This window comes from Salinicoccus siamensis, assembly GCF_042429615.1.
GTDB classification, from domain to species: Bacteria; Bacillota; Bacilli; order Staphylococcales; family Salinicoccaceae; genus Salinicoccus; species Salinicoccus siamensis.
Map to the genome: position 1 here is coordinate 320,361 of NZ_JBHMAH010000004.1, position 26,299 is coordinate 346,659.

31 protein-coding genes and 1 riboswitch are annotated in these 26,299 nt (G+C 44.4%); of the genes, 7 read left to right on the top strand and 24 right to left on the bottom strand.

What is annotated here, in order from left to right:
• Window positions 1-15: 15 nt before the first annotated feature.
• From gcvPB to comGA, 11 genes are all read right to left on the bottom strand, one after another.
• Window positions 16-1,497, bottom strand: coding sequence for an aminomethyl-transferring glycine dehydrogenase subunit GcvPB (gene gcvPB / locus ACFFLE_RS02330; RefSeq protein WP_380569629.1), 1,482 nt, complete (start codon window positions 1,495-1,497; stop codon window positions 16-18).
• The gene (gene gcvPA, locus ACFFLE_RS02335) at window positions 1,490-2,833 is read right to left on the bottom strand and encodes an aminomethyl-transferring glycine dehydrogenase subunit GcvPA (RefSeq protein WP_380569558.1); all 1,344 of its coding nucleotides are present in this window, start codon (window positions 2,831-2,833) and stop codon (window positions 1,490-1,492) included. Before gcvPA ends, gcvPB begins: the two co-directional genes overlap by 8 nt.
• 20 nt (window positions 2,834-2,853) lie before the next feature.
• The gene (gcvT, locus tag ACFFLE_RS02340) at window positions 2,854-3,939 is read right to left on the bottom strand and encodes a glycine cleavage system aminomethyltransferase GcvT (RefSeq protein WP_380569630.1); all 1,086 of its coding nucleotides are present in this window, start codon (window positions 3,937-3,939) and stop codon (window positions 2,854-2,856) included.
• 74 nt (window positions 3,940-4,013) lie between these two features.
• A riboswitch (glycine riboswitch) is annotated at window positions 4,014-4,102 on the bottom strand.
• 90 nt (window positions 4,103-4,192) lie between these two features.
• On the bottom strand, window positions 4,193-4,669 hold the full coding sequence (locus tag ACFFLE_RS02345; protein WP_380569559.1) for a shikimate kinase: 477 nt from the start codon (window positions 4,667-4,669) through the stop codon (window positions 4,193-4,195).
• A 4-nt stretch (window positions 4,670-4,673) separates the two neighbouring features.
• Complete coding sequence (locus tag ACFFLE_RS02350) at window positions 4,674-4,850, bottom strand: hypothetical protein (protein ID WP_344702836.1); 177 nt, start codon at window positions 4,848-4,850, stop codon at window positions 4,674-4,676.
• Window positions 4,822-5,259 (bottom strand): competence type IV pilus minor pilin ComGF, encoded by a 438-nt coding sequence (locus ACFFLE_RS02355; protein ID WP_380569560.1) that lies wholly within the window; start codon window positions 5,257-5,259, stop codon window positions 4,822-4,824. Before ACFFLE_RS02355 ends, ACFFLE_RS02350 begins: the two co-directional genes overlap by 29 nt.
• Window positions 5,219-5,491, bottom strand: a complete 273-nt coding sequence (locus tag ACFFLE_RS02360) for a hypothetical protein (protein ID WP_380569561.1) — start codon at window positions 5,489-5,491, stop codon at window positions 5,219-5,221. Before ACFFLE_RS02360 ends, ACFFLE_RS02355 begins: the two co-directional genes overlap by 41 nt.
• Complete coding sequence (gene comGD / locus ACFFLE_RS02365) at window positions 5,481-5,912, bottom strand: competence type IV pilus minor pilin ComGD (RefSeq protein WP_380569631.1); 432 nt, start codon at window positions 5,910-5,912, stop codon at window positions 5,481-5,483. Before comGD ends, ACFFLE_RS02360 begins: the two co-directional genes overlap by 11 nt.
• On the bottom strand, window positions 5,887-6,216 hold the full coding sequence (gene comGC, locus ACFFLE_RS02370; protein WP_380569562.1) for a competence type IV pilus major pilin ComGC: 330 nt from the start codon (window positions 6,214-6,216) through the stop codon (window positions 5,887-5,889). The genes comGD and comGC overlap by 26 nt, the downstream gene beginning before the upstream one ends.
• A gap of 10 nt (window positions 6,217-6,226) precedes the next feature.
• Window positions 6,227-7,279 (bottom strand): competence type IV pilus assembly protein ComGB, encoded by a 1,053-nt coding sequence (gene comGB / locus ACFFLE_RS02375; RefSeq protein ID WP_380569563.1) that lies wholly within the window; start codon window positions 7,277-7,279, stop codon window positions 6,227-6,229.
• The gene (comGA, locus tag ACFFLE_RS02380; protein WP_380569564.1) at window positions 7,245-8,237 is read right to left on the bottom strand and encodes a competence type IV pilus ATPase ComGA; all 993 of its coding nucleotides are present in this window, start codon (window positions 8,235-8,237) and stop codon (window positions 7,245-7,247) included. Before comGA ends, comGB begins: the two co-directional genes overlap by 35 nt.
• 215 nt (window positions 8,238-8,452) lie before the next feature.
• Between comGA and ACFFLE_RS02385 the strand changes: the two genes are divergently transcribed.
• Entirely contained in the window at window positions 8,453-8,692 is a 240-nt protein-coding gene (locus tag ACFFLE_RS02385) for a DUF2626 family protein (protein WP_344702823.1), read from the top strand.
• Window positions 8,693-8,739: 47 nt separating this feature from the next.
• On the opposite strand, the gene ACFFLE_RS02390 is transcribed toward ACFFLE_RS02385, so the two are convergent.
• Window positions 8,740-9,363: an MBL fold metallo-hydrolase gene (locus ACFFLE_RS02390; protein ID WP_380569565.1), complete on the bottom strand. Its 624-nt coding sequence runs from the start codon at window positions 9,361-9,363 to the stop codon at window positions 8,740-8,742.
• Between the two features lie 90 nt (window positions 9,364-9,453).
• Here ACFFLE_RS02390 and ACFFLE_RS02395 point away from each other — a divergent pair, with 90 nt between their 5' ends.
• Window positions 9,454-9,693 (top strand): DUF2759 domain-containing protein, encoded by a 240-nt coding sequence (locus ACFFLE_RS02395; RefSeq protein WP_380569566.1) that lies wholly within the window; start codon window positions 9,454-9,456, stop codon window positions 9,691-9,693.
• Window positions 9,694-9,746: 53 nt separating this feature from the next.
• Here the strand turns inward: ACFFLE_RS02395 and argH are convergent, their stop codons facing one another.
• Window positions 9,747-11,123: an argininosuccinate lyase gene (gene argH, locus ACFFLE_RS02400; protein WP_380569567.1), complete on the bottom strand. Its 1,377-nt coding sequence runs from the start codon at window positions 11,121-11,123 to the stop codon at window positions 9,747-9,749.
• Complete coding sequence (locus ACFFLE_RS02405) at window positions 11,116-12,321, bottom strand: argininosuccinate synthase (RefSeq protein WP_380569568.1); 1,206 nt, start codon at window positions 12,319-12,321, stop codon at window positions 11,116-11,118. Before ACFFLE_RS02405 ends, argH begins: the two co-directional genes overlap by 8 nt.
• 155 nt (window positions 12,322-12,476) lie before the next feature.
• Between ACFFLE_RS02405 and ACFFLE_RS02410 the strand changes: the two genes are divergently transcribed.
• A complete protein-coding gene (locus ACFFLE_RS02410) occupies window positions 12,477-13,205 on the top strand; it encodes an SDR family NAD(P)-dependent oxidoreductase (RefSeq protein ID WP_380569569.1) in 729 nt (242 codons plus the stop codon).
• Window positions 13,206-13,232: 27 nt separating this feature from the next.
• On the opposite strand, the gene ACFFLE_RS02415 is transcribed toward ACFFLE_RS02410, so the two are convergent.
• From ACFFLE_RS02415 to ACFFLE_RS02440, 6 genes are all read right to left on the bottom strand, one after another.
• Window positions 13,233-14,192 (bottom strand): ROK family glucokinase, encoded by a 960-nt coding sequence (locus tag ACFFLE_RS02415; protein WP_380569570.1) that lies wholly within the window; start codon window positions 14,190-14,192, stop codon window positions 13,233-13,235.
• 2 nt (window positions 14,193-14,194) lie between these two features.
• Window positions 14,195-14,383, bottom strand: a complete 189-nt coding sequence (locus ACFFLE_RS02420) for a YqgQ family protein (protein ID WP_380569571.1) — start codon at window positions 14,381-14,383, stop codon at window positions 14,195-14,197.
• Window positions 14,376-15,812, bottom strand: a complete 1,437-nt coding sequence (locus tag ACFFLE_RS02425; protein WP_380569572.1) for a rhomboid family intramembrane serine protease — start codon at window positions 15,810-15,812, stop codon at window positions 14,376-14,378. Before ACFFLE_RS02425 ends, ACFFLE_RS02420 begins: the two co-directional genes overlap by 8 nt.
• Complete coding sequence (locus ACFFLE_RS02430) at window positions 15,781-16,353, bottom strand: 5-formyltetrahydrofolate cyclo-ligase (protein ID WP_380569573.1); 573 nt, start codon at window positions 16,351-16,353, stop codon at window positions 15,781-15,783. The genes ACFFLE_RS02425 and ACFFLE_RS02430 overlap by 32 nt, the downstream gene beginning before the upstream one ends.
• A gap of 147 nt (window positions 16,354-16,500) precedes the next feature.
• Window positions 16,501-18,687, bottom strand: a complete 2,187-nt coding sequence (locus ACFFLE_RS02435) for a peptidoglycan D,D-transpeptidase FtsI family protein (RefSeq protein ID WP_380569574.1) — start codon at window positions 18,685-18,687, stop codon at window positions 16,501-16,503.
• 117 nt (window positions 18,688-18,804) lie between these two features.
• Window positions 18,805-19,407, bottom strand: a complete 603-nt coding sequence (locus tag ACFFLE_RS02440; protein WP_380569575.1) for a superoxide dismutase — start codon at window positions 19,405-19,407, stop codon at window positions 18,805-18,807.
• A 155-nt stretch (window positions 19,408-19,562) separates the two neighbouring features.
• Here ACFFLE_RS02440 and ACFFLE_RS02445 point away from each other — a divergent pair, with 155 nt between their 5' ends.
• The 4 genes from ACFFLE_RS02445 to ACFFLE_RS02460 all read left to right on the top strand — a co-directional run bounded on the left by ACFFLE_RS02445 (window position 19,563) and on the right by ACFFLE_RS02460 (window position 23,117).
• Window positions 19,563-20,291, top strand: a complete 729-nt coding sequence (locus ACFFLE_RS02445) for a DUF1189 family protein (RefSeq protein ID WP_380569576.1) — start codon at window positions 19,563-19,565, stop codon at window positions 20,289-20,291.
• An 89-nt stretch (window positions 20,292-20,380) separates the two neighbouring features.
• Entirely contained in the window at window positions 20,381-21,496 is a 1,116-nt protein-coding gene (gene ispG / locus ACFFLE_RS02450) for a flavodoxin-dependent (E)-4-hydroxy-3-methylbut-2-enyl-diphosphate synthase (protein ID WP_380569577.1), read from the top strand.
• An 83-nt stretch (window positions 21,497-21,579) separates the two neighbouring features.
• The gene (locus ACFFLE_RS02455; protein ID WP_115883934.1) at window positions 21,580-22,311 is read left to right on the top strand and encodes a helix-turn-helix domain-containing protein; all 732 of its coding nucleotides are present in this window, start codon (window positions 21,580-21,582) and stop codon (window positions 22,309-22,311) included.
• Between the two features lie 14 nt (window positions 22,312-22,325).
• Entirely contained in the window at window positions 22,326-23,117 is a 792-nt protein-coding gene (locus ACFFLE_RS02460; protein WP_380569632.1) for an IS3 family transposase, read from the top strand.
• Window positions 23,118-23,235: 118 nt separating this feature from the next.
• Here ACFFLE_RS02460 and ACFFLE_RS02465 read toward each other — a convergent pair whose 3' ends face one another.
• The 4 genes from ACFFLE_RS02465 to ACFFLE_RS02480 form a co-directional block, all read right to left on the bottom strand.
• Window positions 23,236-23,664 (bottom strand): Fur family transcriptional regulator, encoded by a 429-nt coding sequence (locus tag ACFFLE_RS02465; protein WP_380569578.1) that lies wholly within the window; start codon window positions 23,662-23,664, stop codon window positions 23,236-23,238.
• Window positions 23,639-24,490, bottom strand: a complete 852-nt coding sequence (locus ACFFLE_RS02470) for a metal ABC transporter permease (protein ID WP_380569579.1) — start codon at window positions 24,488-24,490, stop codon at window positions 23,639-23,641. Before ACFFLE_RS02470 ends, ACFFLE_RS02465 begins: the two co-directional genes overlap by 26 nt.
• A complete protein-coding gene (locus ACFFLE_RS02475) occupies window positions 24,487-25,269 on the bottom strand; it encodes a metal ABC transporter ATP-binding protein (RefSeq protein ID WP_380569580.1) in 783 nt (260 codons plus the stop codon). The genes ACFFLE_RS02470 and ACFFLE_RS02475 overlap by 4 nt, the downstream gene beginning before the upstream one ends.
• Before the next feature lie 112 nt (window positions 25,270-25,381).
• On the bottom strand, window positions 25,382-26,293 hold the full coding sequence (locus tag ACFFLE_RS02480; RefSeq protein WP_380569581.1) for a deoxyribonuclease IV: 912 nt from the start codon (window positions 26,291-26,293) through the stop codon (window positions 25,382-25,384).
• Window positions 26,294-26,299 lie beyond the last annotated feature (6 nt).

The window sequence follows — 26,299 nt, forward strand, 5'->3', positions numbered from 1 at the left end:
GCCGGGGCCATTATTTTATTTCTCTTCTACAATGTCATCACGTTGGAACCTCAGTACTGGTTTTCTGGCAGCCTGAGTCTCATCCAAGCGACCGACCACAGTAGTATGAGGGGCTTCAAGGACGATATCTGGATTTTCCTCAGCTTCTTTGGAGATACCGATCAAGGTGTCTACAAATCCATCCAGTGTTTCCTTGGACTCTGTCTCTGTCGGTTCTATCATCATGCACTCTTCAACGTTGAGTGGGAAGTAGATCGTCGGCGGATGATATCCGAAATCAAGCAGACGTTTTGCCATATCGAGTGTACGCACTCCCATTTTCTTCTGCCTGGAACCGCTTATGACAAATTCATGTTTACAATGTTGCTTGTAAGGAAGTTCGAATGTACCTTCAAGCCTTCTCATCATATAGTTGGCATTAAGGACCGCAATTTCCGATACTTCCTTGAGACCGTCCGGCCCCATGGTGCGAATATACGTATATGCCCGCAGGAATATGCCGAAGTTACCGAAAAATGGTTTTACGCGTCCGATGCTCTTAGGTACATCCTGCTCGACTTTGTAGGACTCATCTTCATTCTTGACGACGAGCGGTTTAGGAAGATACTTCGCCAATTCTGATTTGACTCCGATTGGTCCTGAGCCAGGGCCACCACCGCCATGCGGACCTGTAAATGTTTTGTGCAGGTTCAAGTGGACCGCATCGAAGCCCATATCCCCAGGGCGTACTTTTGCCATGATGGCATTCAAGTTGGCGCCATCATAGTAAAGTTTACCGCCCGCCTCATGGACGATATCACGCATTTCCAGAATATCCTCTTCAAACAGTCCAAGGGTATTCGGGTTCGTGAGCATTATTGCAGCTGTATCATCGCCTACCAGACTCTTCAGGTGCTCGATGTCAACGAGCCCTTTGTCATTGGATTTTACAGTCACTGCTTCAAACCCTGCTACTACCGCACTTGCCGGGTTTGTTCCGTGAGCCGAGTCCGGCACGATCACTTTAGTACGGTTGAAGTCTCCATTGTCTTCATGGAAGGCTTTGATCATCATCAATGCCGTCCATTCGCCCTGCGCACCAGCAGCAGGCTGCAATGTGATTTCATCCATTCCAGTAATCTCTTTGAGGTGCTCCTGCATATCGTAGACGATTTCAAGGGAACCTTGTATCGTTTTGTCGCTCTGGAGTGGATGGCTGAGTGCAAAACCTGGCATCCTGGCAACTTTTTCGTTGATTTTCGGATTATATTTCATGGTACAGGAACCAAGCGGATAAAATCCGGAGTCGACGCCGTAGTTCTTATTGGATAGTTCAGTATAGTGACGCATCAGGTCAAGTTCACTGATTTCTGGCAACTCGGCCTTTGTCTTCCGGACGAATTTATCGTCTATAATCGTACTGATATCCACCTTTTCCACTTCCAGATCCGGAAGCGAATAGGCAAAGCGATCTTCTATGCTTCTTTCAAAAATCAAAGGACTGGATCCCTTAAGCATTGTATTCACCCAACCTTTCGATAAATCCATCTATTTCTTCCTTAGTGCGCAATTCTGTAACAGCTACGAGCATATAGCCAGCAAAATCAGCGTCCACCTTCTCCAGGTTATAACCGCCGATATAGCCGTATTCAAGTAGTTCATCATTGATTTCGTCGACATCTTTTGAGAGTTTTACTGCAAACTCATTGAAAGACTGGCCATCCAGGATTGTAAATCCAGCAGACTTCAGCTTATTCTTCATATAGTGGGTCTTTTGGATATTCTGTTCAGCCATTTCTAATGCACCGTTTTTACCCAAGGCGCTCATCGCAACCGAAGATGCGAGCGCGTTCAGTGCCTGGTTGGAACAGATGTTGCTTGTTGCCTTATCCCGCCTTATATGCTGTTCACGGGCTTGAAGCGTGAGTACGAATCCACGGTTGCCTTCGTCATCCTGAGTTTGCCCAATGAGGCGTCCTGGCATTTTACGCATCAGTTTTTTAGTGGCTGCAAAATAACCACAGTGCGGGCCGCCGAATTGTGCCGGTATGCCGAATACTTGTGTGTCACCAGTGACGATGTCCGCGCCAAACTCACCTGGAGGTGTAAGAAGGCTCAGTGCAAGCGGATTACTGTTTACGACGAACAATGCCTTATGCTTGTGGGCGATCTCCTCCATCGCTTCCAGGTCTTCAATGGAACCGAGGAAGTTCGGATATTGCACCATCACCGCTGCCGTATCTTCATCAGACGCTTCAGCGAGTTTTTCAAGATCGGTATAGGACCCATTGAGATCAACTTCCACTACTTCGATGTTTTGGCCTTTACAGTAAGTTTTAAGCACTTCAATCGCCTGATAGTGAACACCCTTCGATACGACTACTTTCTTTTTCTTTGTCTGGCCGGCAGCCATTGTTGCGGCCTCAGCAAAGGCAGTTGGTCCATCGTACATAGAAGAGTTTGCCACGTCCATGCCGGTGAGTTCTGCAATCAAGGTCTGGAATTCAAAGATCGCCTGCAGTTCCCCTTGGGAGATTTCTGGCTGATAAGGTGTATAGGCAGTATAGAATTCCGAACGCGAGATGACATGATCCACCACTGTCGGGATATAATGGTCGTAGACGCCTGCACCCAGGAATGATGTGTGGGTTTCTGTAGTAATGTTCTTTTTGGAGACGTTTGTGAGCTCCCTCAAAAGCGAAGTCTCACTCTTCTTTTCTTTGATGTTCAATTCACCTTTGAACCGGACACTCTCAGGGATGTCTTCAAACAATTCGGAAATATCTTTTATGCCAATCGTTTCGAGCATTGCATTCTTATCTTTTTCAGTTAATGGCAAATAGCGGTGACTCACTTGATACACTCCTTCTGTTTTTAATTTTTATGGAACGGGGGTTTCACGAATTTAGCCGGCACATCTTTGCTGCGGACTTTGACGTTGAACGTCTTGTCGAGTTCAAAGAAGTCAGTATCCACAAGAGCAAAGCCGATGGATTTTTTGGTAACTGGAGATTGCGTTCCACTCGTTACATATCCCACCTTGTTTCCTTCTTCATCCGTCACCTCATAGTCGGTTCTCGCAATTCCCCTCTCAAGCAGTTCAAAACCGGCGAGCCTTCTTGGAGCCCCTTGATCTTTTTGTTGCTTGAGCACTTCTTTTCCAATGAAGTCCTCTTTGTCGGTTTTCACGGCAAAGCCTGCTTTAGCTTCAATCGGTGAAATATCCTCAGTGAGGTCTTGACCATGAAGTGGCAATCCTGCCTCCAGTCTGAGGGTATCCCTAGACCCGAGTCCACATTCGGTAACGCCTTCATCGACGAAAAGTTTCCAGAGTTTCTCCGTATCTGAGCTGTCGCAGTATATCTCGAAGCCATCCTCTCCTGTGTAGCCACTTTGTGAAAGGATTACATTACAGCCACCGATCTCAACATCCTTTTTAAAACGGAACATCTTCATTTCGCTGATATCTTCATCGGTATGCTTCTGCACGATTTCACGTGCATCAGGCCCCTGGATGGCGATCTGTCCATAGTCGGAAGTGACATTTTTGACAGTCGCATCATATCCTTTTATGGAGGTCAGCCATTCATAATCTTTATCAGTATTTCCGGCATTGACTACCAGAAGATATTTCTCATCTTCCAATTTATAGATGACGAGGTCGTCTATGACGCCACCTGACTCGTTGCATAGCATGGTGTACTGGGCTTTTGTGTCGGTAAGTTTTTCGACATTGTTCGTCAGTGCATAATTGAGGAAAGCTTCAGACTCCTTTCCCTCTACAAGAATCTCGCCCATGTGGCTCACCTCGAAAAGGCCTGCACTCTCCCTTACTGCCTTATGTTCTTCTTTTATACTGCTGAATTGGACCGGCAGAGCCCAACCCGAAAAGTCGATGACTTTTGCCCCGGCCTCCTTATAATAGTTATACAGCGGCGTCTTTTTAAGTTCAGACATGATATTTCTATTCCTCCTTTGGATAATAAAAAAACAGGACAGCCAATAGCTGCCCTGTTGATATGCCTTCAGGAATGCGTCCCAATGCTGTTCTTTTGCCTGAGAGATTCACCTTTACGGTTTGCTCCTTCGGCGACGATAACTCGTTCTCTCGAGCATTGTTCATTCGCAAATTTTTAATTGTCTTTACGACTACATTATAACCCCAATTTTTAGAAAATAGCAAGCGCTTTAATTCATTGTCTAGGAAAGTGCATTAAAGGCTCTGCATTATCTGATCGACGATGGTTTTTGGGGTTGAAGTGGCATCGACCTCAATTGTTGAAGTGCTGCGGTATAGATCAAGACGTTCTTCGTATAGTTTCTTCACCGATTCCTTATCTTTTACTAAAGGTCTGTTCATATCCTCACGGATCCTATTATAAAGCGTTGGAAAATCTGCATGAAGATAGATGATCGGCTGATCCATCTCCATAAGAAGCCTTCTTGAGGCTGCATAGGTTACCACGCCTCCGCCTGTCGCAAGAATGTGCTGGTTAGGCAGTGCTTTTAGGACATCATATTCACGTAGCCTGAAACCTGTCTCACCTTCAGCTGCAAATATTTCGGGGATGGCCATCCCTGAGGATTTTACGATTTCTTCATCAAGGTCGAGGATTTCCCTCCCCATATGTGCACCAAGCAATTTTGCGATCGTAGTCTTCCCACTCCCCATAAAACCTATAAGGATCATATCCTCACCCCAGTATATCTTGTATCCGCGTATTATAGATTTCGATGAAATTGGATTGTATTTCAATGATCATCATGAAGCGGTTATGATAATGATAGTACACGCCTGCCATATATATCAATACAATATACATCGAGAAGCTGAAGAAACCTTCATTTGATAAATGTAATCTGTTCTTCATTTTCCATTCCCTTTCCGAGAAATGAGAGAATGACGGACTCATCCGTCTCTTCAACTTTAAATTCGGTGACATTGAACATTACCGTAACGTAACCTTTGTCCCCCACTGTCTTAATGATTCTCGAGCCATGTCTTCTATAGCGTACTTTATTTGTCTTATCCATAAAAACAATGGATTCCTGGCTCGGCTCATAATCAGTGGCTGTACTATCCTTATATGACTGGCTGATATCGATTATGAAAAAATCATGTTCGAACTCCATTTCCTCTTCTTCATAATTGAATAGCGCGAGTAATGAAGGCAATAGAGCCATTATAAAAGCAGCGATGCCTAAGCTGACAAGTACTTCCAGGTAAGTGAATCCTGAATCATTTTTTGATTTTGATGCATTCTCCGCTCGCTTTGCCACATATTCTACCTCCTTCGACAACCCAGTTCTCGGTCTGACTGATGAAAGCCTCCCGATCATCGTAGGAGAGTAATTCAATGTACAACGTCCGATGTAATTCCAGTTGGATCTGCGCTTCTTCGGCTGCAGTTTGAATTGTAGTGACTGCCGGCACCAGAGTGACGGCAATGATGCTGAGGCACAGCATCGCAAGCAGTCCATCAATCAGCATGAACCCTTTTTCATTCGACACGGAACCGCCCCCTCTCAATCTGGAAAATGAATCTTACAGAAGAATCCGGACAGTCTAAACTTATGGTGCCGAACTTGTTCGCATCACCATCTGGCTTAAAGATGATGCGCTCGAGCCCGCCTGAATTGAGCTGGCACCGCTCAGGTATATAGGAGTTAAGTATATTGCCATCCCGGCTACGTAGATGAAAAGTATTGCCGGCACGGTCGATATCGACAATATTATAAGATTTTGAAGCCATCGCCTCCGTCTGGGCGTTATAGAAGAAATGGCTTATCCGTTCTATGTCCCCTTGTGTCCCGCCTGCTTCGTAATCAGGTATACTGACTACGCCAATAAGCAATATGACGCTGACGATGAATAATGTCAGCATCATTTCAAGAAGCGTAAAACCATCATGGCGTGCGTGCTGCTTTGCCATTGGTGACAACAATGGTGTCTCCATTCGCACATGTAACTTGATCGTCGGTCAAATACTCAGGTACGAGTGCATTGATTGAAGCAGGCGGCGCGCCCTCGTTCAATGTATAGGATTCCACTTGACTCTGGACCATTCTTACTTGCGCTTCACACCCTGTGTCCTGGACGTTTGCACTTTGGGCCGCTATGTTTGGAATGATCAGTATGATCAGCACTGATATGACCAATAGCACCAACAGCATTTCAATCAGAGTAAATCCTTCTTCACCGTTTGCCTTCATTTTATCTTTAAAATGTTTTCTCATCTGTTTCCTCCTAGTTTATCGCAGACATCATCTGGAATATCGGTAATATTATAATCAGATATAAACAGATGATGAGGACTCCGAGTATTGCGAAGATTACGGGTTGTATCTTCTTAGTTATATTTTCCACATACATGATAAGACGTTCCAACGTGTATTCGCTGAACATGATGAGTTCCTTGCCGACGCTGCTGTTCTGTTCGCCGTGACTGACGAACACAGACAATTTGGCATCAAGCAAATCTACCTCTCCCAAGACAAGTGACAGGCTTTCACCATTCATCAAGCCGTCCTTTATGGACTCTGACATATATCTTAGATAGCCATTTATTTCCTGATGAATGAAAAGGTCAAGAATCTCTTTCACTTCAAGTCCATTATTCAGAAAATAGCCGAACTCCCGTGAAAACCTATATGTCTGATAGCCGGTAAAAAAATAATTCACTAAAGGTATCTTGGTAAATATACGAGATTTCAATGCCACGTCCTTGATGGAAAAGATAGCTGATATAACGGTACAAGCCACAACTCCGGTTATAAAGCACAGCAGGAGTGCTATAGGCAACACATCAAGCGCTTTGATGAGCAGTGCCACAATCCCTTCGGATTGTGTGCCCATAGCACTGTAAAGGCTTTTGAATTGGGGGATGACTGTAAAATTGAGGGTTAATAGGAGTCCTACAAAGATCGTTATCAGCAACAAAGGATACTGCAACGCCTTAAGCAGTTTCGAACGCGTATTCCTCACGTATTCGATATACCTTGCAGATTCCCGCAACGTCTCCAATACTTTCCCATGTATTTCAGAAAATGCAATTTGGATAATGACTGAATTGCCATACCCCATATCCTTAAGTAATTTTCCAAGACTTTTGCCTTCTCGTACGGCCTCTATCATCTGCAGTCGATCTTTTGGTTTCAGCACATCATATTGTTCCAACAGAAAAAGCAGTGACTGCTGCATGGTAAAGCCTGTTTCAAGCAAATCAGCGAGTTTGATCAGAAAGTGGGCATCATATTTCCCGAGTTTATTTGAATTTATCCTCGTAAAACCTAAACTCATCCGCATTCAGTCCCCCTTCATCAAGCATATGGATCAGACGGTCGTGCAGTGTCCCATAAACAACGGAACCGGTCTTCAAAAACTCTTGTATCTCTGAGTTCCCAAGCGTTTCATAAATGATATAAGATCCTTTTTGAGTATGGATGAGACGCTGGTTTATGATTAATGAGATACTTTGTATCATCTCTTCATCATAGAGTCCAAAATCTTTAAGGCGACTGAGTGCGGCTACAGCAGATTTGCTGTGGAATGTACTGAATACAAGGTGTCCCGATAAACTTGCTCTAAGTAGGTTGGACGCTATATTTGCATCCCTTATCTCCCCGAACATTATGACATCCGGATCACACCTCAACACACCTTTTAGCAGAGGCTCGTAGTCGATTTGGGCTTTTTCATTGATCTCAACCTGTACAATTCCTTCCTGCTCATATTCAATCGGGTCTTCAATGCTGATTATTTGCCGTTCCCCTCTTGCTGCGACATCCCTGACCAACCGATACATCAGTGTCGATTTCCCGGAACCGGTGGGCCCGGTAAACAGAATCAGACCTTGCTGCCGGTTGATGTAGTCCTGGAAGAAATCATATTCAGAAGTGGTGCTGAATAATTCATTCGACGCCTTATCTTCCATCAGGTTGAGGATCCGTATGACGACCACTTCGTCCATAAGTGAGACTGGCAGTGTACTGACCCTTAAGTTGACGACTTCTTCATCAATCAGAATTGCGGTGCGGCCACTCTGAGGGACACGATGTTCGTTGATGTCGAGATCTGCAATGAATTTCAGATAGTTGATGGCTCGCCTATAGACTTCAATGTCGATCACTTCGAGCAGCTGCATCTTTCCTAGGCAACGGATCCTCACATGCGCCTTTTCACCTTCAGATGTCAAGTGGACATCCGTGGCCTCCTCAAGTATTGCATCTTTTAAAATCGTTTCTATAAGCTTTTTCATTCTTCACCTCCACCTTATATATGGGGAAAAGTGAAGGAATTGATCTTTTCTGAAATAAATTGATGAATTTCTCCTTATTGGCACAGTTTTTGTTGTATAATAGGGAATAATGGAAATGGATTCCAAACCATTTGATTTATTTAGTATTTACTTTAATATCTTCTTTATTTATAATTGACTATGATATGTAAAGTAAGGATGAAAGGACTGTTCTTATGGATAAAGTATTCAAGACACTCGGCTTTTGGACTGGTGTATTTGCAATCCTCTTCTATGTCGGTGACATGATGGCGATGACATTGCTGTTTCTCGCGCAAACCGGATTCTTCATTCTCCTCGGTTACATGAAATTGACAGAAAGGATGTACATGTACGTTTTTGCTGCATACCTCGTCCTTTTCTTTGTAGGTTTTACGTACTTCACTACATTTTTACTCGAGCCGAGATTTGGTTGATCATGTTTAAAAGGACCGTACAGATTGAAATCTGTACGGTCCTTTTTCTATTTCCTCACAAAAGGATTTGTCTTCTTTTCATACCCGATGGTGGTTTCCGGGCCGTGCCCTGGGTATACAACGATCTCATCATCGAGCATATACATCTTGTTGCGGATGCTGTCGATCAATGTGCTATGGTCTGCTTGATATAGATCTGTCCTTCCTATCCCACCGTTGAACAGAACATCACCTGAAACGATGAAGTCGTTAAAAAGATAACTCAAGCTTCCAGGTGAATGGCCCGGTGTATAAAGGACCTCGAACTCAAATTTGCCAATCGAGTGGCGACCCTCTTCTAGGGGTGCGGGTTGTATATCGGCTGTTATAATGGGCAAGCCCATGTCCGTATACTTAGCCGACCCATTCTTTGCCGGGTCGGCAAGCCATTCAAGCTCTGGGCGCCCCATCCAGGTTTTAGCATCATAATAATCGGCGATATCTTCTAGTGCTCCGATATGATCGAAATGGGCATGGGTCAGCAAGATCCCTTTGACGGTCAGATCCGAACCGATAGCCTCCCTGATCTTTTCAGGCTCTCCAGATGGGTCGACGATCAGTACATCTTCTCCTTCACACAGCAGATAGCAATTCGTTTCCAATGGCCCAAGGGGTAAAGTTCTTATTTCCATAAATGATCCTCCTTAAAATCTCCTCGACAAAGTACATTTTTAATTATACAATATATATGAGAATAAAGAGATTATGGGAGGTTGAGCATCATGCCATTCATTGATACGGGTAAGCTTTTTGAAATTGGCGGCGTGTCGATCCATATCGGGATCAACACTTTTTCCCTGCTGATGCTGATGATTTCAATCGTCGGTGTTTGGGGATTGGTGGCGGCAGTCAAAAATAAAAATCTGTTGGCGGTACTTTTCAGTCTAGCAACAGTTGCCACTTTTGGTTTCTTCGCAATCGCGACTATATTTACATACGGTTATCCAGACCTCGGACACTAGGCTGGACCGTTTATATAAAAAAGGCAAATCCTCTAGAGGATTTGCCTTTTTTGTCATTTCAGTAGTTTTTCGGCACGTTTCATCTGTTCGATTACTGCCTCTGTGCCGGTGCCACCCCGGCTGTTCCTTCTGTCAACTGATGTGCGGGTGGAGAGTTGATCATAGATGTCGTCCTCTATTGAACGGTGATGTTGCCTGAATTCCTCTAGGCTAAGATTTTTGAGATACTTGCCGGAATGGATGCACTTTAAAACAAGTTTCCCTACCACTTCATGGGCCTTTCTGAAAGACACTCCCTTCTGCACCAGATAATCAGCCAGTTCTGTAGCATTTGAAAAATCTTCTGATACCGTCTCCTCCAGCACTTCTTCATTTATGGACAGAGTCTCCAACATGCCGTTCATTATCTCGAGGGACCCCAAAACAGTTGTCACCGCATCGAATATTCCTTCTTTATCTTCCTGGAGGTCTTTATTATAGGTTAAGGGGAGACCTTTGACCAACATCAACATGCCCATCAGGGCACCGGTCGTCCGTCCGCTTTTTCCGCGGATCAGTTCTGCCATGTCAGGATTTTTCTTTTGCGGCATCATGGAGCTCCCGGTAGTGAATTGGTCGGATAGCTGAATGAAATTCGCTTCTTCGCTCATCCAGAAGATGATTTCTTCTGATAACCTCGACAGATGCATCATCACGAGGCTGATATTTGAAAGGGTTTCAATAATATAGTCACGATCACTTACGGCATCCATACTGTTTTGGTATATATCGGAAAAGCCAAGGAGATCGGCGGACATCTCGCGATCAATATCGAATGTCGTGCCGCTGATCGCCCCAGCTCCAAGAGGCGATAGATCGATGCGCTTCAATGATTCGCTGAAGCGCTCCCCATCCCTTTGCAACATCCAGAAATACGCCATGATATGATGCGAAAAGAGGACTGGCTGTGCCCTCTGAAGATGGGTGTAGCCAGGCATGATGACATGAATGTTTTCCTCGGCAAGCGTGAGTATGGTTTTTTTTAGACTATTGATGCTTTCTATAATATGTTCTACTTGTTCTTTGATGTATAGATGCATATCTGTCGCCACCTGATCATTACGGCTTCTCCCTGTGTGCAGTTTGCCGCCTACTTCCCCGATTTTATTGATCAGTGCGCGTTCGACATTCATATGGATGTCTTCGTGCTGTACGGACAGTTCCATCCGCCCCGCATTGAAGTCCTCCAGCACCGCCTTTAATCCGGAGATGATCTGTTCTGCTTCAACTTCGCTTAAAATCCCCTTCTTCTCCAGCATGGTTGCATGTGCAATACTACCTTCTATATCTTTCTCGATGAGTATCTTGTCAAAATGGATGGAAGCATTGAATGCTTCCACATAGTCGAGTGGCTCGCCTTGAAATCTTCCGCCCCATGCCTTTTTAGTCATAAAGCTTCACACCGTTATCAAGCATCGCCTTTACTTTGGTCGGCAATCCAAAAATTTCAATGAATCCTACAGAAGCATCCTGATTGAAAGCATCTTCATTGGTATAGGTTGCAAGTTTTTCATCATACAAGCTGTTGTCGGAACGCCTACCGGTGACCGTCACATTGCCTTTGTACAATTCAAGGCGCACTTCTCCGTTAACTGGCTGCTGCATATCCTTCAGCATTTTCCTAAGCGAATCGGATAGAGGGGAGAACCATAGTCCGTTATAGATTTGTTCAGTGAACTTTTGTTCGATGAATGGTTTGAAATGCGCGATGTCTTTTGTCAATGTGATCGTTTCAAGATCATGTTTTGCTGTAAGAATTACTTTCGCGCCCGGTGTTTCATAAACTTCACGCGACTTGATGCCGACTAGCCTGTTTTCGACGTGGTCTATCCTCCCGATTCCGTGGACTCCGGCAATCTCATTCAATTTAATGATCAGTTCATCCAGTTCATAGAACACACCATTGAGGGCTTTTGGCAGTCCATTTTCAAAATGCAACACAAGTTCTTCCGTTTCGTCAGGGGCTTCTTTGATGTTTCTGGTCAGAGCATATGCATCTTCCGGTGGCTTGGCCCACGGATCTTCAAGTACACCGCATTCATTGCTCCTGCCCCACAGATTCTGGTCTATCGAATAAGGTGAGTCTAGGTTGACCGGAATCGGGATATTCTTTTCTTTTGCATAATCGATTTCCTCTTCCCTACTCCATGTCCATTCACGTACTGGTGCAAGGACCTTAAGTGCAGGATCAAGGCTTTTGATGGCCACTTCAAAGCGGACTTGATCGTTGCCCTTGCCTGTACAGCCATGGGCGACATAGTCTGCATTGGATTGATGTGCGACTTCCACAAGTTTCTTGGAGATTAAAGGACGACTCAATGCAGATACTAACGGATACTTTCCTTCATACATAGAATTTGCATAAATTGCATAAGAAACGAAGTCGTCTGCAAACTCTTTTGTAGTATCGATCACATATGATTCAATTGCTCCCATATCCAATGCTTTTTGTTGGACCTTATCTAAGTCTTTTCCTTCTCCAACATCTAGGCACAGCGCCACAACATCGTATCCCTTATCTATAAACCACTGGATTGTCACACTTGTATCCAAACCGCCTGAATAGGCCAACACTACTTTTTCATTCATCTTCATACATCTCCTCACCATTAGAATAATTTAAATAATATCATTATAAACATTCGTAATCAAGTATATTTATTCATATATCTGCATTTCAGCATTTTACAAATATTTCAGTTGACTCTATAATCATCAGTAACTGAATAAAAGGAGCGTTTACTATGAGATATGTATTTATAACCGGAACAAGCCGTGGCCTCGGTCATGCAATGCTTGACATCTTCAGGGAAGATCGGATCATCAGCATCTCCCGTTCCAAGGTCGAAACGGATGTAGAGCTTTATAAAGAATTTCATGTAGATTTCCTGGATGAACAGAAGTTGGAAGAGATGTTGCCTGAAATATTCAATTCCATCTCGCCGGAAAAAGGGGACGAGATATATTTGATCAACAATGCCGGCATCGTAGGACCGGTCCATTCCATTGCGAATATGGATGCTCAAGGGTTCATGAAAAACTATAAAATCAATGTCCTGGCGCCAGCATTGTTGATGAAGGGCTATGTAAACGCTTTTAGTGACATTCAAGCTGCGAAACGCATCCTTACGGTTTCCAGTGGTGCTGCTCTGAATCCGATGGAAGGATGGTCAGCATATTGCAGTTCTAAAGCTGCAGTAAATATGGTGAGTGATGTTCTGCGCCAAGAGATGGATCGGTTGGACTACCCGATATTCACCGCCACCTATAGGCCTGGAGTTGTCGATACGGATATGCAGGGGGAAATCCGTTCTGCGGACCCTGAAGAGTTTCCGGACCTTGAAACCTTCAAAAAGCATAAATCTTCCAATCGCCTATATCCACCGAAAGTCGCAGCCTACGTCGCAAAACGCATCATCACATCAGACAATTTCGGTTTTTCCGAAAGCTACAGCATCAGTGATTTCCTCTAATAAAAAAAGCAGCCTTGGCTGCTTTTTTCATGTTAAATATTGTTTTACGAGACGTGCGGCTCCGTGTATTCCTGCATCGTTACCGAGTTCAGCAAAGACAATCTCAGTATTTTCATGGGCCGGCGGGAAAGTAAGCCGCTTATAATGCTTTCGTATCCTGTCCATAAGAATGTCGCCAGCCCGGCTGACACCGCCACCGATTATGAAGTAATTCGGGTTGGTGAGGACGGATATATCACTCAATGCAAGGCCAATGAACCCGGCGACTTCATCAAGCACCTTAATGCCGAGCGCGTCCCCGGACTTTGCCGCGTCAACAACAGCCTTGGATGTTACCGTGCCTTCTTCCAAGGTTTTTGAGAGTCTGGTTTCCACACCATTGTGAAAATGATGTCTGGCAAGGTTCACAATACCTGTGGCAGAGGCCACCGTCTCAAGGCACCCTTTCTTGCCACAGTTGCATTGGAACCTTCTCTTTGTATCGACATGGATGTGGCCTATCTCGCCTGCGGCGCCTCCATGACCATGAGCAAGCAGCCCGTTGACGACGATGCCGCCTCCAACTCCTGTACCGAGCGTCATCATGACCACATCGTCATAACCGCTTCCAGCTCCTTTATACTGCTCACCGAGCGCTGCGATATTGGCATCGTTATCCACGATCGTTCGAATGCCGCTCATCTTCTCAAATTCATATGAAATTGGCTTTTTGCCATTCCAATTCAAGTTGATTGCACCATTTATAATGCCATTTTTAAAATCAACCGGCCCTGGGACTCCGAGACCGACACCAATAATATCCGTCAGGTCCAAGCCATGGTTCGCTGTCTCTTTTACGAAAACCTCATGGATATCTTCCAGTATCTTGCCCCCGTCTGGAAATGTTTCTGTTGGAATCTCCCATTTGTGGAGTAATTCCAGGTCATCCGAAAATAATCCTAGTTTGCAGGTCGTACCCCCTATATCTGCCGCCAATATATTAGCCATTCTCAGCCTTCCTTTCTGTCTCTTAGAATCAACAGGGCTTCGGCATATTCTTTCTTATCGAGCAGCCCGGCCTTGTATAATTCCTTGATTTCCATTTCCATCATGAGGAGCATATTGCTCCTATCCCTATCATATACATATATGCCAAAACGCCTCAGCAGTTGATTGATGTGGCTTAGATCCTTATTCATTTCCATAATACTCCTTGGCGATGAGCCTCAATTCTTCGTCTTTAATTCTCTTAATGTTCAAGTCGTCCAGAATTTGGCCCATGGCTTCATAGTCTTTATCCTTTCTGAGTTTAATCAGCTTATGCTTCACTGCCCACTCATGTTTCGGATTCATTTCAAAGCTTTTCTCATGGTACTGTTCAGCAAGGTCATAGTCTCCCGTGTACTCGGCAATAAGTCCGAGTACGTGGTAGGTGCCGGCTGTGTCATCGCCTTCATTAACCGCTTCAGTGACGATCCCAAGTGCTGCACTATATTCCCCGGATTGGAGCTTGGACATTGCTTCCTGGTTGTATGCCGGTTCAGCGTTGGAACCCATCACCATAAAATATGAGATTGCTGCAATTAACACCAGAAGAGAAATGGATACTATGGTCCACACCCGTTTGAAACTTTGACGGTTAAACAGTACGCCGAGTAGTCCTCCAAACAGAAGTCCCCCGAAATGCGCATAATGATTGATGTTTGCCATGATTTGGGAGATGAATGATAATACCACAAATAATATGGCGATCTGCAGAAGCAGCTTCAAGTCGATTTTCCCTCTTATCAACAGATGTACTATCAGAATGCCGATCAGGCCGTATACTGCCCCACTTGCGCCGAGGGAAGCCCCTTCAGTGATGAACACCAGTGAAAAGAGGCTTGATAGTATGCCTGTCAGTACATAGGCGATGGCCAAGCGCCACTTTCCATAGAGCACCTCTATGAATTTCCCGGCTATGAATAAAGCAAAGATGTTAAACAGGAAATGCTCGACGGTGACATGGAGGAAGCTGCTGCTCAAAAGTCTGTATAAATCCCCGGAAACCACTGCAGAGTGGCTGACAGCAAGCTGCTCTGTAAGTTGGAAGGAACCGACTATATGGATAAGGATGAGATTGAGCAGAAACACAACCAGATTGATCGCAGTCAATAAATAAGTCATCGGAGTGAAGCGGACCATGTAGCGTTCAAAAGGATGCCGGCTCAACAATCGTTTCTGGTAATGCGCAGCAGGCTTGGATTGTTTATATTTCAAGTCTAATCTATAGAAAGGATTATCGATCAGAGTGCCGTAGTCTTTGACCCCTTCGTGGATGATCTCCACTCCATCCGCTTCGAATCGTTCGGACGCCCCGTCCGCATCAGGATAATAACTTTCAACATGACGCACCACCCCATGCTGACCTTGTATAAATAAGCGGTGTAATATATAGTCGACGGCGTCCTCAGATGATGTGTCTACATTTGTGGCATGCAGGCACATCATACTCGCTTTTTTATCGTTTTTAAGCCATATCACTTCACGACTCTGGTCGAAATCGTAAAACGTATAATCTGTGTAACGGGTCACTTCGTAGGCGGTGCGCCATATATCAGGCATCTTCATTTCTCTTCTCTGCTGCATCTATCGTACGCTCTGGGGTAATCAATATATCTACAGGGATATCATGGGGTTCAACAATGACTTCGCCAAGCTGCTCTTCAAAAAGTAATGATACCTTCAAGCCGGTATAGTTTGCCAGAAACTTGTCATAATATCCACCCCCATATCCGATCCGGTAGCCGGATTGGGAATAGATGAGGCCCGGGACCAGGATGAGGTCAGGTGCATTGTTGACGCGCTCGGCATCCTTTGGCACCCTTAATCCCTTTTCATCTTTTACAACTGCGTCAAAAGAAGAGAACTCACAGAAATTCATCACTTTCTGGTCGTAGTTGCATACGGGCGTATAGATTTCTATCCCTCGCGATTTCAATTGACTGATGATGCCATCGGTATCCATTTCATGCGGCATCGACAGCACGATGCCGACTGAAGTGATGTTCAATTGACTGATATATTCAAGCAGTTTGGTTTTTAAAATTTCCTCCTTGCGCTTCTTGTCAGAAGGACCGAGCGAAGCCAGCCTGTCCATCATCTCTTTTCGCATATCTTTCTTATTCATTTCAAAAGCCTCTCTTTCCGCATTTCATTTCTATCTTTCATTATAATCATTCCACCGTCAAATCAAAAGCCGTCAGTTGCAATAACTGTTATACACCATCATCTCAAGCACTATAAATCCAAAAAATAAGGCACCCTTATAGGTGCCTTACTGTCCGTATACGAGCTTCGGATAAAAAGTATCCGTATTATATTGATAATTCGGCTTAGGTGACTGCTCATAATAGAGTTCATAATACTTATTGACGACATCGCGGCCTAAGTACTGTCCAGGGAAGAAAGGCACCGTATAAGGCATGTTCGGGAAGATGACGGCGAACGCCATATCCGGCTCATCATACGGCGCGTAGCCTGTATAAGTCTGGTTCAGGACGTCTACTCCTTCAAACTTAGCCTCAGCTGTTCCGGTCTTGCCTGCAGCCTTCGGTTCGAGCTCATGATAGGCATCCCAGCCGGTGCCGTATCGATTTGTTGCGGTGTCATGCGTGTTGAACACATCATAGAACCCTTTATGGATCTGCTCCAGCTCTTCTGGAGAATACAGTACAGTATTCAGCACTTCACCATCGAAGGATTGCAGCAGTGTCCCTTCCCCGTTGGCATCTCCACTGCGCACCTCTTTTGCCATATGAAGCCCTACCCTGTTTCCGCCGTTGGCGATGGTGGACATGTATTGGGACAGTTGCAGTGCAGAATACGTGTCATACTGTCCGATTGCCAAATTCAAAAAGCTTGAAGGGTTGTTTGCCAGATCCGGACTGAGTCCGGTGGCTTCGTTCGGCAGATCGATGCCTGTCGACACCCCAAGGCCGAATTGATTCAAGCCATTCCTCAATTTGTTCGCGCCACCTGTAATATCGGTCGGCAATGACATTCCCGGTGTATAGCTGAAATCAGCCAGTCCCATCGCAATCTTCATCATGTAGACGTTGGAAGATACCATCAACGCTTCCTGGTCATCTATCGCAACCTTGCTGTCGCGGTTGAAGAATGACGATTTCGTACCCTGGTCCCCTGCAAAGTTAAGTGGCTCATCGATCAGCACTTCCCCCGGCTCGATGATGTCATTTTGATAGCCGGTTGTAACAGTGGCACCTTTTATGGAGGAACCCACCGGATAGGTTGAAGTAAGCGCACCATAATGGTAATCGACGATTTCACCATTTTCATCGAGCTGTTTTCCGACCATGGCCAGCACATCACCATTATTCGGGTCCTGCACGACCAGAACGACTGTGTTCAAATATTCAGGGATGATCGTGTAATCAAGTTCCCCGGTCCTATTATTGCGTGCCGCCACTTCCTCAGCCATCTTTCTGAGTGATGTCAGGTGATGTTCGGCAATCGCTTCAAGTTCAAGTTGAAGTTCGATATCGATGGTGAGATACAGGTCATCGCCCGGCTCCCCCTTCTTGACCGTTTCCTGCTTAAGTATTTTCCCTGATTTGTCGGTGGAATATTTAACTTGTGCCTTTTCACCGCGCAGGACATTTTCATATTGATATTCAAGGTAAGTTTTACCGACTCTGTCATTACGTGAATACCCTCTTGCCATATAGTAATCGAGCAGTTCTTTTGGCAATCCCTCTTCTGATGAGGATACTTCTCCGAGAACGGTCTTAAGGGTGGAGTCATATGGGTATTCGCGTTCCCAGTCCATCCCGGTGGAAATGCCTTCCAATGAATCAAGCGATTCATTTACAGCCGCGAACTCTGCCTCGGTCACATCTTCACTCTTAACGACTACAGGATTGAGTTCACGGGCGTTGACCATCTCGACAAAGACGGCGATCGTGTTGAGATCTTCTTCTGATAGAATGTCTGATAGTTGTTGGTCATCGATTTGCCTATATAACTCTTCATTGAACTGCTTTTGTGAAATATTGCCATTATCGAGTAAGGTCTGCTCTTTTTTCATTATCTTTTCTACTTCTTCCGGATAACGGTTGATCAGATAATCTTGCTTATCCCTAAGGGAGATGTTTTCAGTATCCATCTCGATGTAATCCGATAACTTCAGGGCGACATCCATTATTTCACCGGAGGACATATTCCTGTGACGGGTGAAATAGATGGCTTTCTTGGAAGCATTGCCGACAAGCAAGTTGCCATTCCGGTCGTATATTTCGCCGCGCGGCACATTTTGGTTGATCTCTACATACTGGGCATTCTCCACCTCTTCCTGGTACATATCCCCTTTGACGATCTGCAGATAACCTATGCGGAATATGAGTGCCAGGCAAAGAAGAAAGACAACCAGCATGATTATGTTTATCCTGGATTTCATCACTTGATTATTTATGGTTTCAAGACTCTTGGTTTTGGCTCTTTTCAATAAAACTCATCCTCTTTTACCTGAAAAATATGTAATGTCATTCTATCATATTATGGAGTCTTTAGTTCTGGAAATTAAAAAAGGGACGGTTGCCCGTCCCTTTACTATTGCTTGGAATTATTTAGCATTGCTGTACAATTCGCTTACTTTATCCCAATTGACGACGTTCCAGAAAGCTTTCAAGTATTCTGGACGTTTGTTTTGGTATTTCAGATAGTAAGCATGTTCCCAAACGTCAACACCGAGGATAGGTGTCTTGCCGTCTGTCATTGGGTTGTCCTGGTTAGGTGTAGATACGATTTCAAGCTCACCGTTGTTTACAACGAGCCAAGCCCAACCGGAACCGAAGCGTCCAGCACCTGCTGCTTCAAATTCTTCTTTGAATTTGTCTACAGAACCGAATTTAGATTCGATTGCTTCTTTGAGTTCACCAGAGAGTTCTTTTGTTTCTGGAGTGAGGAGCTCCCAGAATAGTGAGTGGTTAAGGTGTCCGCCACCGTTGTTTCTCACTGCTGTTTTCTTGTCTTCAGGAACGGAATCCAGATTTTTAATGATGTCTTCAATGGATTTGCTCTCAAGGTCTGTGCCTTTGACAGCGTCATTGAGTTTAGTTACATAGGTGTTATGATGCTTTGTGTGGTGGATTTCCATCGTTTCTTTATCGATGTGTGGTTCCAACGCATCATATGCATAAGGTAGTTCTGGTAGTTCAAAAGCCATAGTAAATTCCCCTCCATAGTGATTTGTTTACATACCAAATATATCAATTCAATGATAAAATGACAAATGTATTGCACATTGGTATGGATTATTCAGCCTAAGGGCTGAGTGACGCCTGCACTACAATACATTAGTACAAAAGGAAGCGTTACACGATGAAACTTTTCACTTTTTACAAGCGTCTGCTTACATTTAAGAAATACCCTCTTTTTAGAACGGCAAACTTCAAACACATGCTGTTGAATATATTCGTTATCTCATTACTTATTTCATTACCAAACATCATTGCGCTTTTTCAAAGTGCCAATGCTGCAGCTGGACTTGCAGACATCGAATCGGAAATCCCGGAATTCTCCATTATAGATGACCAATACGTCGGTGAGGATGAAACAGTTTCAATAAATGGAAATGACATCCTCTTCAGCAGTGAAGTCGCAACCGATTCAATAGAAGAACGCAATGTTCTGATCGGTTTCGTAAAAGACGGTATATACATCCGCGATGTACAAAACACTGGATTCGATTATTCCTATCTCGGTGACGTAAAGGATGACGAAGGGCTCAAGACATTTATATCCCAGCAATCTTCAAGCCTTTATTTCTATGTATCGGTATATGTAGTCATCTTTCTACTTGTTATCATGTTCTTTAGCGTCATTTTCATGTCGGTCATCGCCTATCTCTTCCATACATCATCAGTATTGCTGAAGAGAAAGTCGCGTTTTATGAACTGGTACAAGTTCATATCCTTTGCAACAGCGTTCATCCTACTGCCGATGGCTCTGATTGAACTGCTTTCGGGGAGCATGTTCTGGTCCCTATATCTTTTGACGCTACCGTTCTATATCCATTACTTCAGGAAACTGCCGGTAATGAAAACGTAATCAGCAGGCATTACATTTACATTTCTGCCTGCTTTCTAGTATAATTACTAGTGATTTAGAGTATCATCATATACATGAGGAGCTTGATTATGTCCCAAATAACACACCGTACTAATACAAGACCTGTAAAGGTTGGCGATTTGACGATCGGCGGTTCCGATCAGATCATCATCCAAAGCATGACGACGACAAAGACACATGACGTCGAAGCAACAGTTGCAGAAATCAATCGTCTTGAAGAAGCAGGATGCCAAATAGTACGTGTTGCATGTCCCAAAGAGGAAGATGCACTTGCCATTCCAGAAATTAAAAAGCAGATCAATATTCCACTCGTTGTGGACATCCATTTTGATTATAAGCTTGCCCTTCTCGCTGTAGAAGGCGGCGCAGATAAAATCCGCATCAATCCAGGCAATATCGGACGCCGGGAGAGAGTCGAAGAAGTGGTGAAGGCGTGTAAAGAAAAAGGCATTCCAATCCGCATCGGCGTCAATGCCGGAAGCCTTGAGAAACACATCATCCAAAAATACGGTTATCCGACAGCTGACGGTATGGTGGAAAGTGCCCTGCACCACATCAAGATCTTGGAAGACCTTGATTTCCACGATATCATCGTCTCCATGAAGGCATCGGATGTCAACCTGGCGATAGAAGCGTATGAGAAAGCGGCAGCAGCCTTTGACTATCCGCTGCATCTAGGCATCACTGAGAGTGGTACCCTATTTGCCGGTACTGTGAAGAGTTCCGCAGGTCTCGGTGCCATCATTTCACGTGGCATCGGCAATACGATGCGCATATCCCTATCTGCCGACCCGGTTGAAGAGATCAAAGTCGGAAGAGAACTGCTGAAAAGTTACGGTCTCGCAAGTAACGCAGCCACTCTCATTGCGTGTCCGACATGCGGCCGTATTGAAATCGACTTGATCTCAATCGCGAATGAAGTGGAAGAATATATTTCATCCATCAAGGCACCGCTTAAAGTGGCCGTACTTGGTTGTGCTGTAAACGGGCCGGGCGAAGCTCGTGAAGCGGATATCGGCATAGCAGGTGCGCGCGGAGAAGGACTTCTTTTCATGCACGGTAAGACAGTCAGAAAAGTGCCGGAAGAAACGATGGTCGATGAGCTCAAGAAGGAAATCGACATACTGGCTGAAGAACATTACGAAAAAGAACGTAAAGCCAAAGAAGAAGCGGCAAATAAATAAAAACAACGCCCCCCCTGCATCATGATATGCTCCCCCTAAAGTAGACACTTAAAAAAGTAAACTACTTTAGGGGGAGTTTTCTCTTGAAATCAAACATAAGGTATTCAACGAATGAACTGATTGAATACATCGAGTTATATTTAGATGGCACTTCATTTCGAGCACTCCGTGAAGATTATGAGCTAGATTTAAACGAATCAACCTTCCGACTCTATCTAGATAAATACTTGAAGCATGGGACGACTGGATTACTGAGACCACAAAAGAATCGCAACTATTCAAAAGCATTCAAACATCAAGTGGTTCAAGAATACTTCAATAGTAATTTGTCCTACAAAGGTCTCTCTGTTAAATATAATATTCCGAGTGATCATACGATTAGAAACTGGGCGATGCGATATACTGAAGGCAAAGAGAATCGAACGTATTCTCCAAAACCGGAGGTCTATCAAATGAAAAGTAGAAAGACAACATACGAAGAACGGATCGAGATTGTGGAGTATGTCATCAATCACCAACTATCTTATAAAGACGCTGCAGAAAAATTTAAGGTCAGCTACACTAACGTCTATTCATGGACGAGAAAGTATAAACAATTTGGACCGAAAGCACTCGAAGACAATCGAGGTAAGAAGAAGACGACGGAAGCTCAGACGGGTGAAGAACAGTTGAAAGCTGAGATTGAAGCGCTCAGAATCCGAAATCAGTGGTTAGAAATGGAAGTTGAGACGCTAAAAAAGCAGGAACAAATGGAAAGAGAGTTGATCAAACAAGAATCCGCCAAAAAGCGTCGTACCAAACGGTCGAAGCGTTAAAACATAAATATCCGATTGTTCATCTTTGCCAGGTGCTGGGGATTTCCAGAGCGAGCTATTATAAATGGCTGCATCGAAAACCTGCACAGTATGAAAATAGAGATCAATCATTGATGACCATGATGTTAGAGACATATAATGCGTTAGATGGCATTTATGGCTATCGTCGAATGACGATATACCTGAATCATTTCAGACAGGCTAAGGTGAATCACAAACATGTGTATCGACTGATGAAGATGATGAATTTGAAATCGGTGATTCGACGAAAGAAACGCAGATATAAAACAGTCAAACCCGACTATATCGCTGCGAATATACTCAATCGTGAATTTCACGCAGCCAAACCCATGCAGAAACTGGTGACAGATATTACTGAATTCAGTACGACCGATGGGCGTAAAGTCTATTTAAGTGCTGTGTTGGATTTATGCACGAATAAAATCATTGCGCATCACATGGACACACACAGCGAACAATCTCTGGTGACTCAAACATTCAAACAAATAGAGCCTCAGATTATTGAAGGCCAAACGATTATTCACACAGACCGTGGTTCCCAATACACTTCTCATGCATTTCATCATTTTATTAAACACACCCAATCCATTCATAGTATGTCGCGTCCTGGAAAATGCATTGATAACGGACCGATTGAAAATGTTTGGGGCATTATTAAATCTGAGAAGTATTACTTAAATTCATACGACACCGTTGAAGCGCTTAAACAGGATATCAGTGCGTACATTAAATTTTACAATACGCAGCGTGTCACATTGAAGATGGGCTTAAAGATACCCGCATAAAAAAACGCACACGACAATCGTCGTGTGCGACCAAAATACTATTTTGTTTTTTTACCTGTCTACTTGACAGGGAGCAGTTCATCATGCAGCGGGGGCGTTGTTTTTATATTCCAAGTTTTCAGGAAACCTTGGTCTCCTTACATGCTCCACACAAACCGTAGAGCTCTATTTTATGATTTTTTATTTCAACATCCTCCAACTCGCTCTGCCATGTTTCCACTGGGCAATAGCGGATGACTTTCGTCTCACCGCATTCATCACAGATGAAATGGTGATGGTGATATGTCGTGCAGGCTATCTTATAGTGCATCTCCCCGGATAATGTCGTCTGCTCAAGGACTTCAATATCTTTTAGTGTATATAAATTTCGATAGATGGTGTCGTAGCTCATGCCAGGGTACTCTGGCTTAAGCATCTCCTGGATGTCTTTTGCACTCATGTAGCGGTCCGCTTCAAGAAGCGTTTCAATCATGCGCATCCTTTTCTCAGTTACTTTAAGCTTATTCCTTCTTAATTTATCTTTATATTGATTCAGCTTGTTCCCCATCTTTTTTCACTCCTATGTGATCCAGTATAATGGCACCCATTAGGATAGCTAATGATACAAGTACGATGGTGCCACCTGGCGAAATATCCAGATGAAAACTTATAAAAAGTCCGATGATGACGGCGATTTCACCAAATATGACGCTCATTGCCATAAGCTGCTTAAAGCTTGACGTGACACGCATGGCAGAGGCGACGGGCAGGGTCATCAAAGCACTGACAAGCAGTATGCCGACAATCCTCATTGAAGCGCTGATGACGAGTGCAACGACCACGATGAACAGGAAATGGATCCATTTGCTGATGTTCATCACATCTGCATATTCTTCATCGAAGGACACTAGAAACATCTCTTTGTATAGGAAGAATATGAAGACCAATACTATGACCCCGATTGAAGCGATTAATGTAAGGTCGAACAAGTTGACGGCACTGATGCTCCCGAATAGATAGCCGAAGAGATCCTGATTGAAGCCGTCCGCCAGTGACAGGAACAACACGCTCAATGCCACACCAAAGCTCATGATGATTGGGATGGCAAGCTCCTGATAATGCTTGTAGACTGTACGGAGCCGTTCAATGCCTAGGGCACCGAGTATCGAAAATAGTATACCGGTAACCAGGGGATTTATGGCCGTGCCGATAAGGGAAGACAGATAGACTCCGAATGTGATGCCACCAAGCGTCACATGGCTGAGTGCGTCTGCAATCAGTGAAAGGCGCCTGATGACGATGAACGTACCGATAAGCGGCGCAATCAATCCGGCAATGAGGCCACTGATGACTGAGTATCTTATAAAGTCATATTCAAAGAACGCCTGAATCATTCACAGCAGCTCCTCTCATGATCGTGGGAGACCAACTGTAGCGGAAAGCCGTAAATCTTCGAAAGTTCCGCTTCCCCAAGATTTTTGAACTCATGATTGCTGCCATGGAAGTGAAGGTGTTCATTTAGGCACGCCACTTCGTTGGCATGGTCCACCACTACACCGATGTCATGGGTGACCAGAAGTATCGTCACGGCTTGTTCCTTAAGGCGGAGCAACACGTCATAGAATTCCTTCACATGCTTGGCATCTATACCGACAGTCGGTTCATCAAGCACGAGTATGCTTGGCCTATTGATCAGTGCACGCGCGATGAAGACACGCTGGGTCTGGCCGCCCGACAATTGGGAAATGTTCTTATTCTTCAGCTCTACTATGTTCAAAAGCGCAAGCACTTCATCCAGTTTGTCGTAGTCTGCTTTTTTGAAACGGTTGAACAGTCCCTTGGACTTCGTCAGGCCACTCAGTATGACTTCGCTGACAGTCGCTGGGAATCCTTTTGCGAAACTGTTGGATTTCTGCGATACATAGCCGACTTCCTGCCATGCCTGAAAGTGGCGCAGGCTTTTACCGTTGATGTAAATTTCCCCAGTCTGAAGCTTCAATACTCCAAGGATTAATTTGATGAGGGTCGTCTTACCCGACCCATTTGGTCCTACGAGTGCTACGAAGTCCCCTTTGTGTACTTTCAGATTGATGTCTTTTAAAGCTTGGGTCGTTTCCATCTTGTCCTTATATTCATATGAAATATTTTTCAGTTCGAAAATGGGATGCTCCATGGTGGTTGCTCCTTCGATTTATGATCATCATAATATTATAAAAGAATCATTACGGTTTGTAAATAGGAATGATTACGAAATAAAATAAAGAGGAAGGCCCAGGCCTTCCTCTTTATTTTACTTCTGCATCTGCGATCATAGGATTTATTTCTTCTTTAAGGGATGGATTGAATGTGCCCTCTTTAAGCATTTCAATTTCATGTTTGTAGGGCGCTACCCTATTCTTTTTATCCGGACCAACGAATGGGGTTTCAAGTATTTTAGGGATATCCTTGAAATCAGGGTGATGCACGATATGGTGCAGGGCGTCAAAACCGATATATCCAAAACCGATATTCTCATGGCGGTCCTTATGCGCACCGCGCTCGTTCTTAGAGTCGTTGATATGAAGGACTTTAATCCTATCCTTGCCGATGATGCGGTCGAATTCCTCCATCACGCCTTCGAAATCATTGACGATATCATAGCCGGCATCGTGGACGTGGCATGTGTCGAAACAGACGCTCAACCGTTCATCATGTTCCACACCATCGATGATCTGAGCCAATTCTTCAAATGTACGGCCGACTTCCGTTCCTTTTCCGGCCATCGTCTCAAGAGCTATCTGTACATCATGGTCATTCTCGAGCACCTGGTTCAATCCATCGATGATCGACTGGATGCCGCGCTCGGCCCCTGTTCCAACATGGCTCCCGGGATGCAGGACAATCTGTCTGCTACCCAGATGTTCTGTTCTGACGATTTCTTCCTGAAGGAATTCTACACCGTGTTCAAAGACCCCTTCCCGTTCGGAATTTGCGATATTGATGATGTAGGGCGCGTGGACGACGATGTTCGAAATGCCGTTATCCGCCATGTGCCGTTTGCCGGCTTCGATATTCAGGTCTTCTATCTTCTTTCTTCTTGTGTTCTGGGGCGCACCGGTATAGATCATAAAAGTACTCGCTCCAAAACTTGCAGCTGAGATGCTGGCTGCTTCCAGCATCTTTTTTCCGCTCATCGAGACATGTGATCCTATAAGCATTGTATC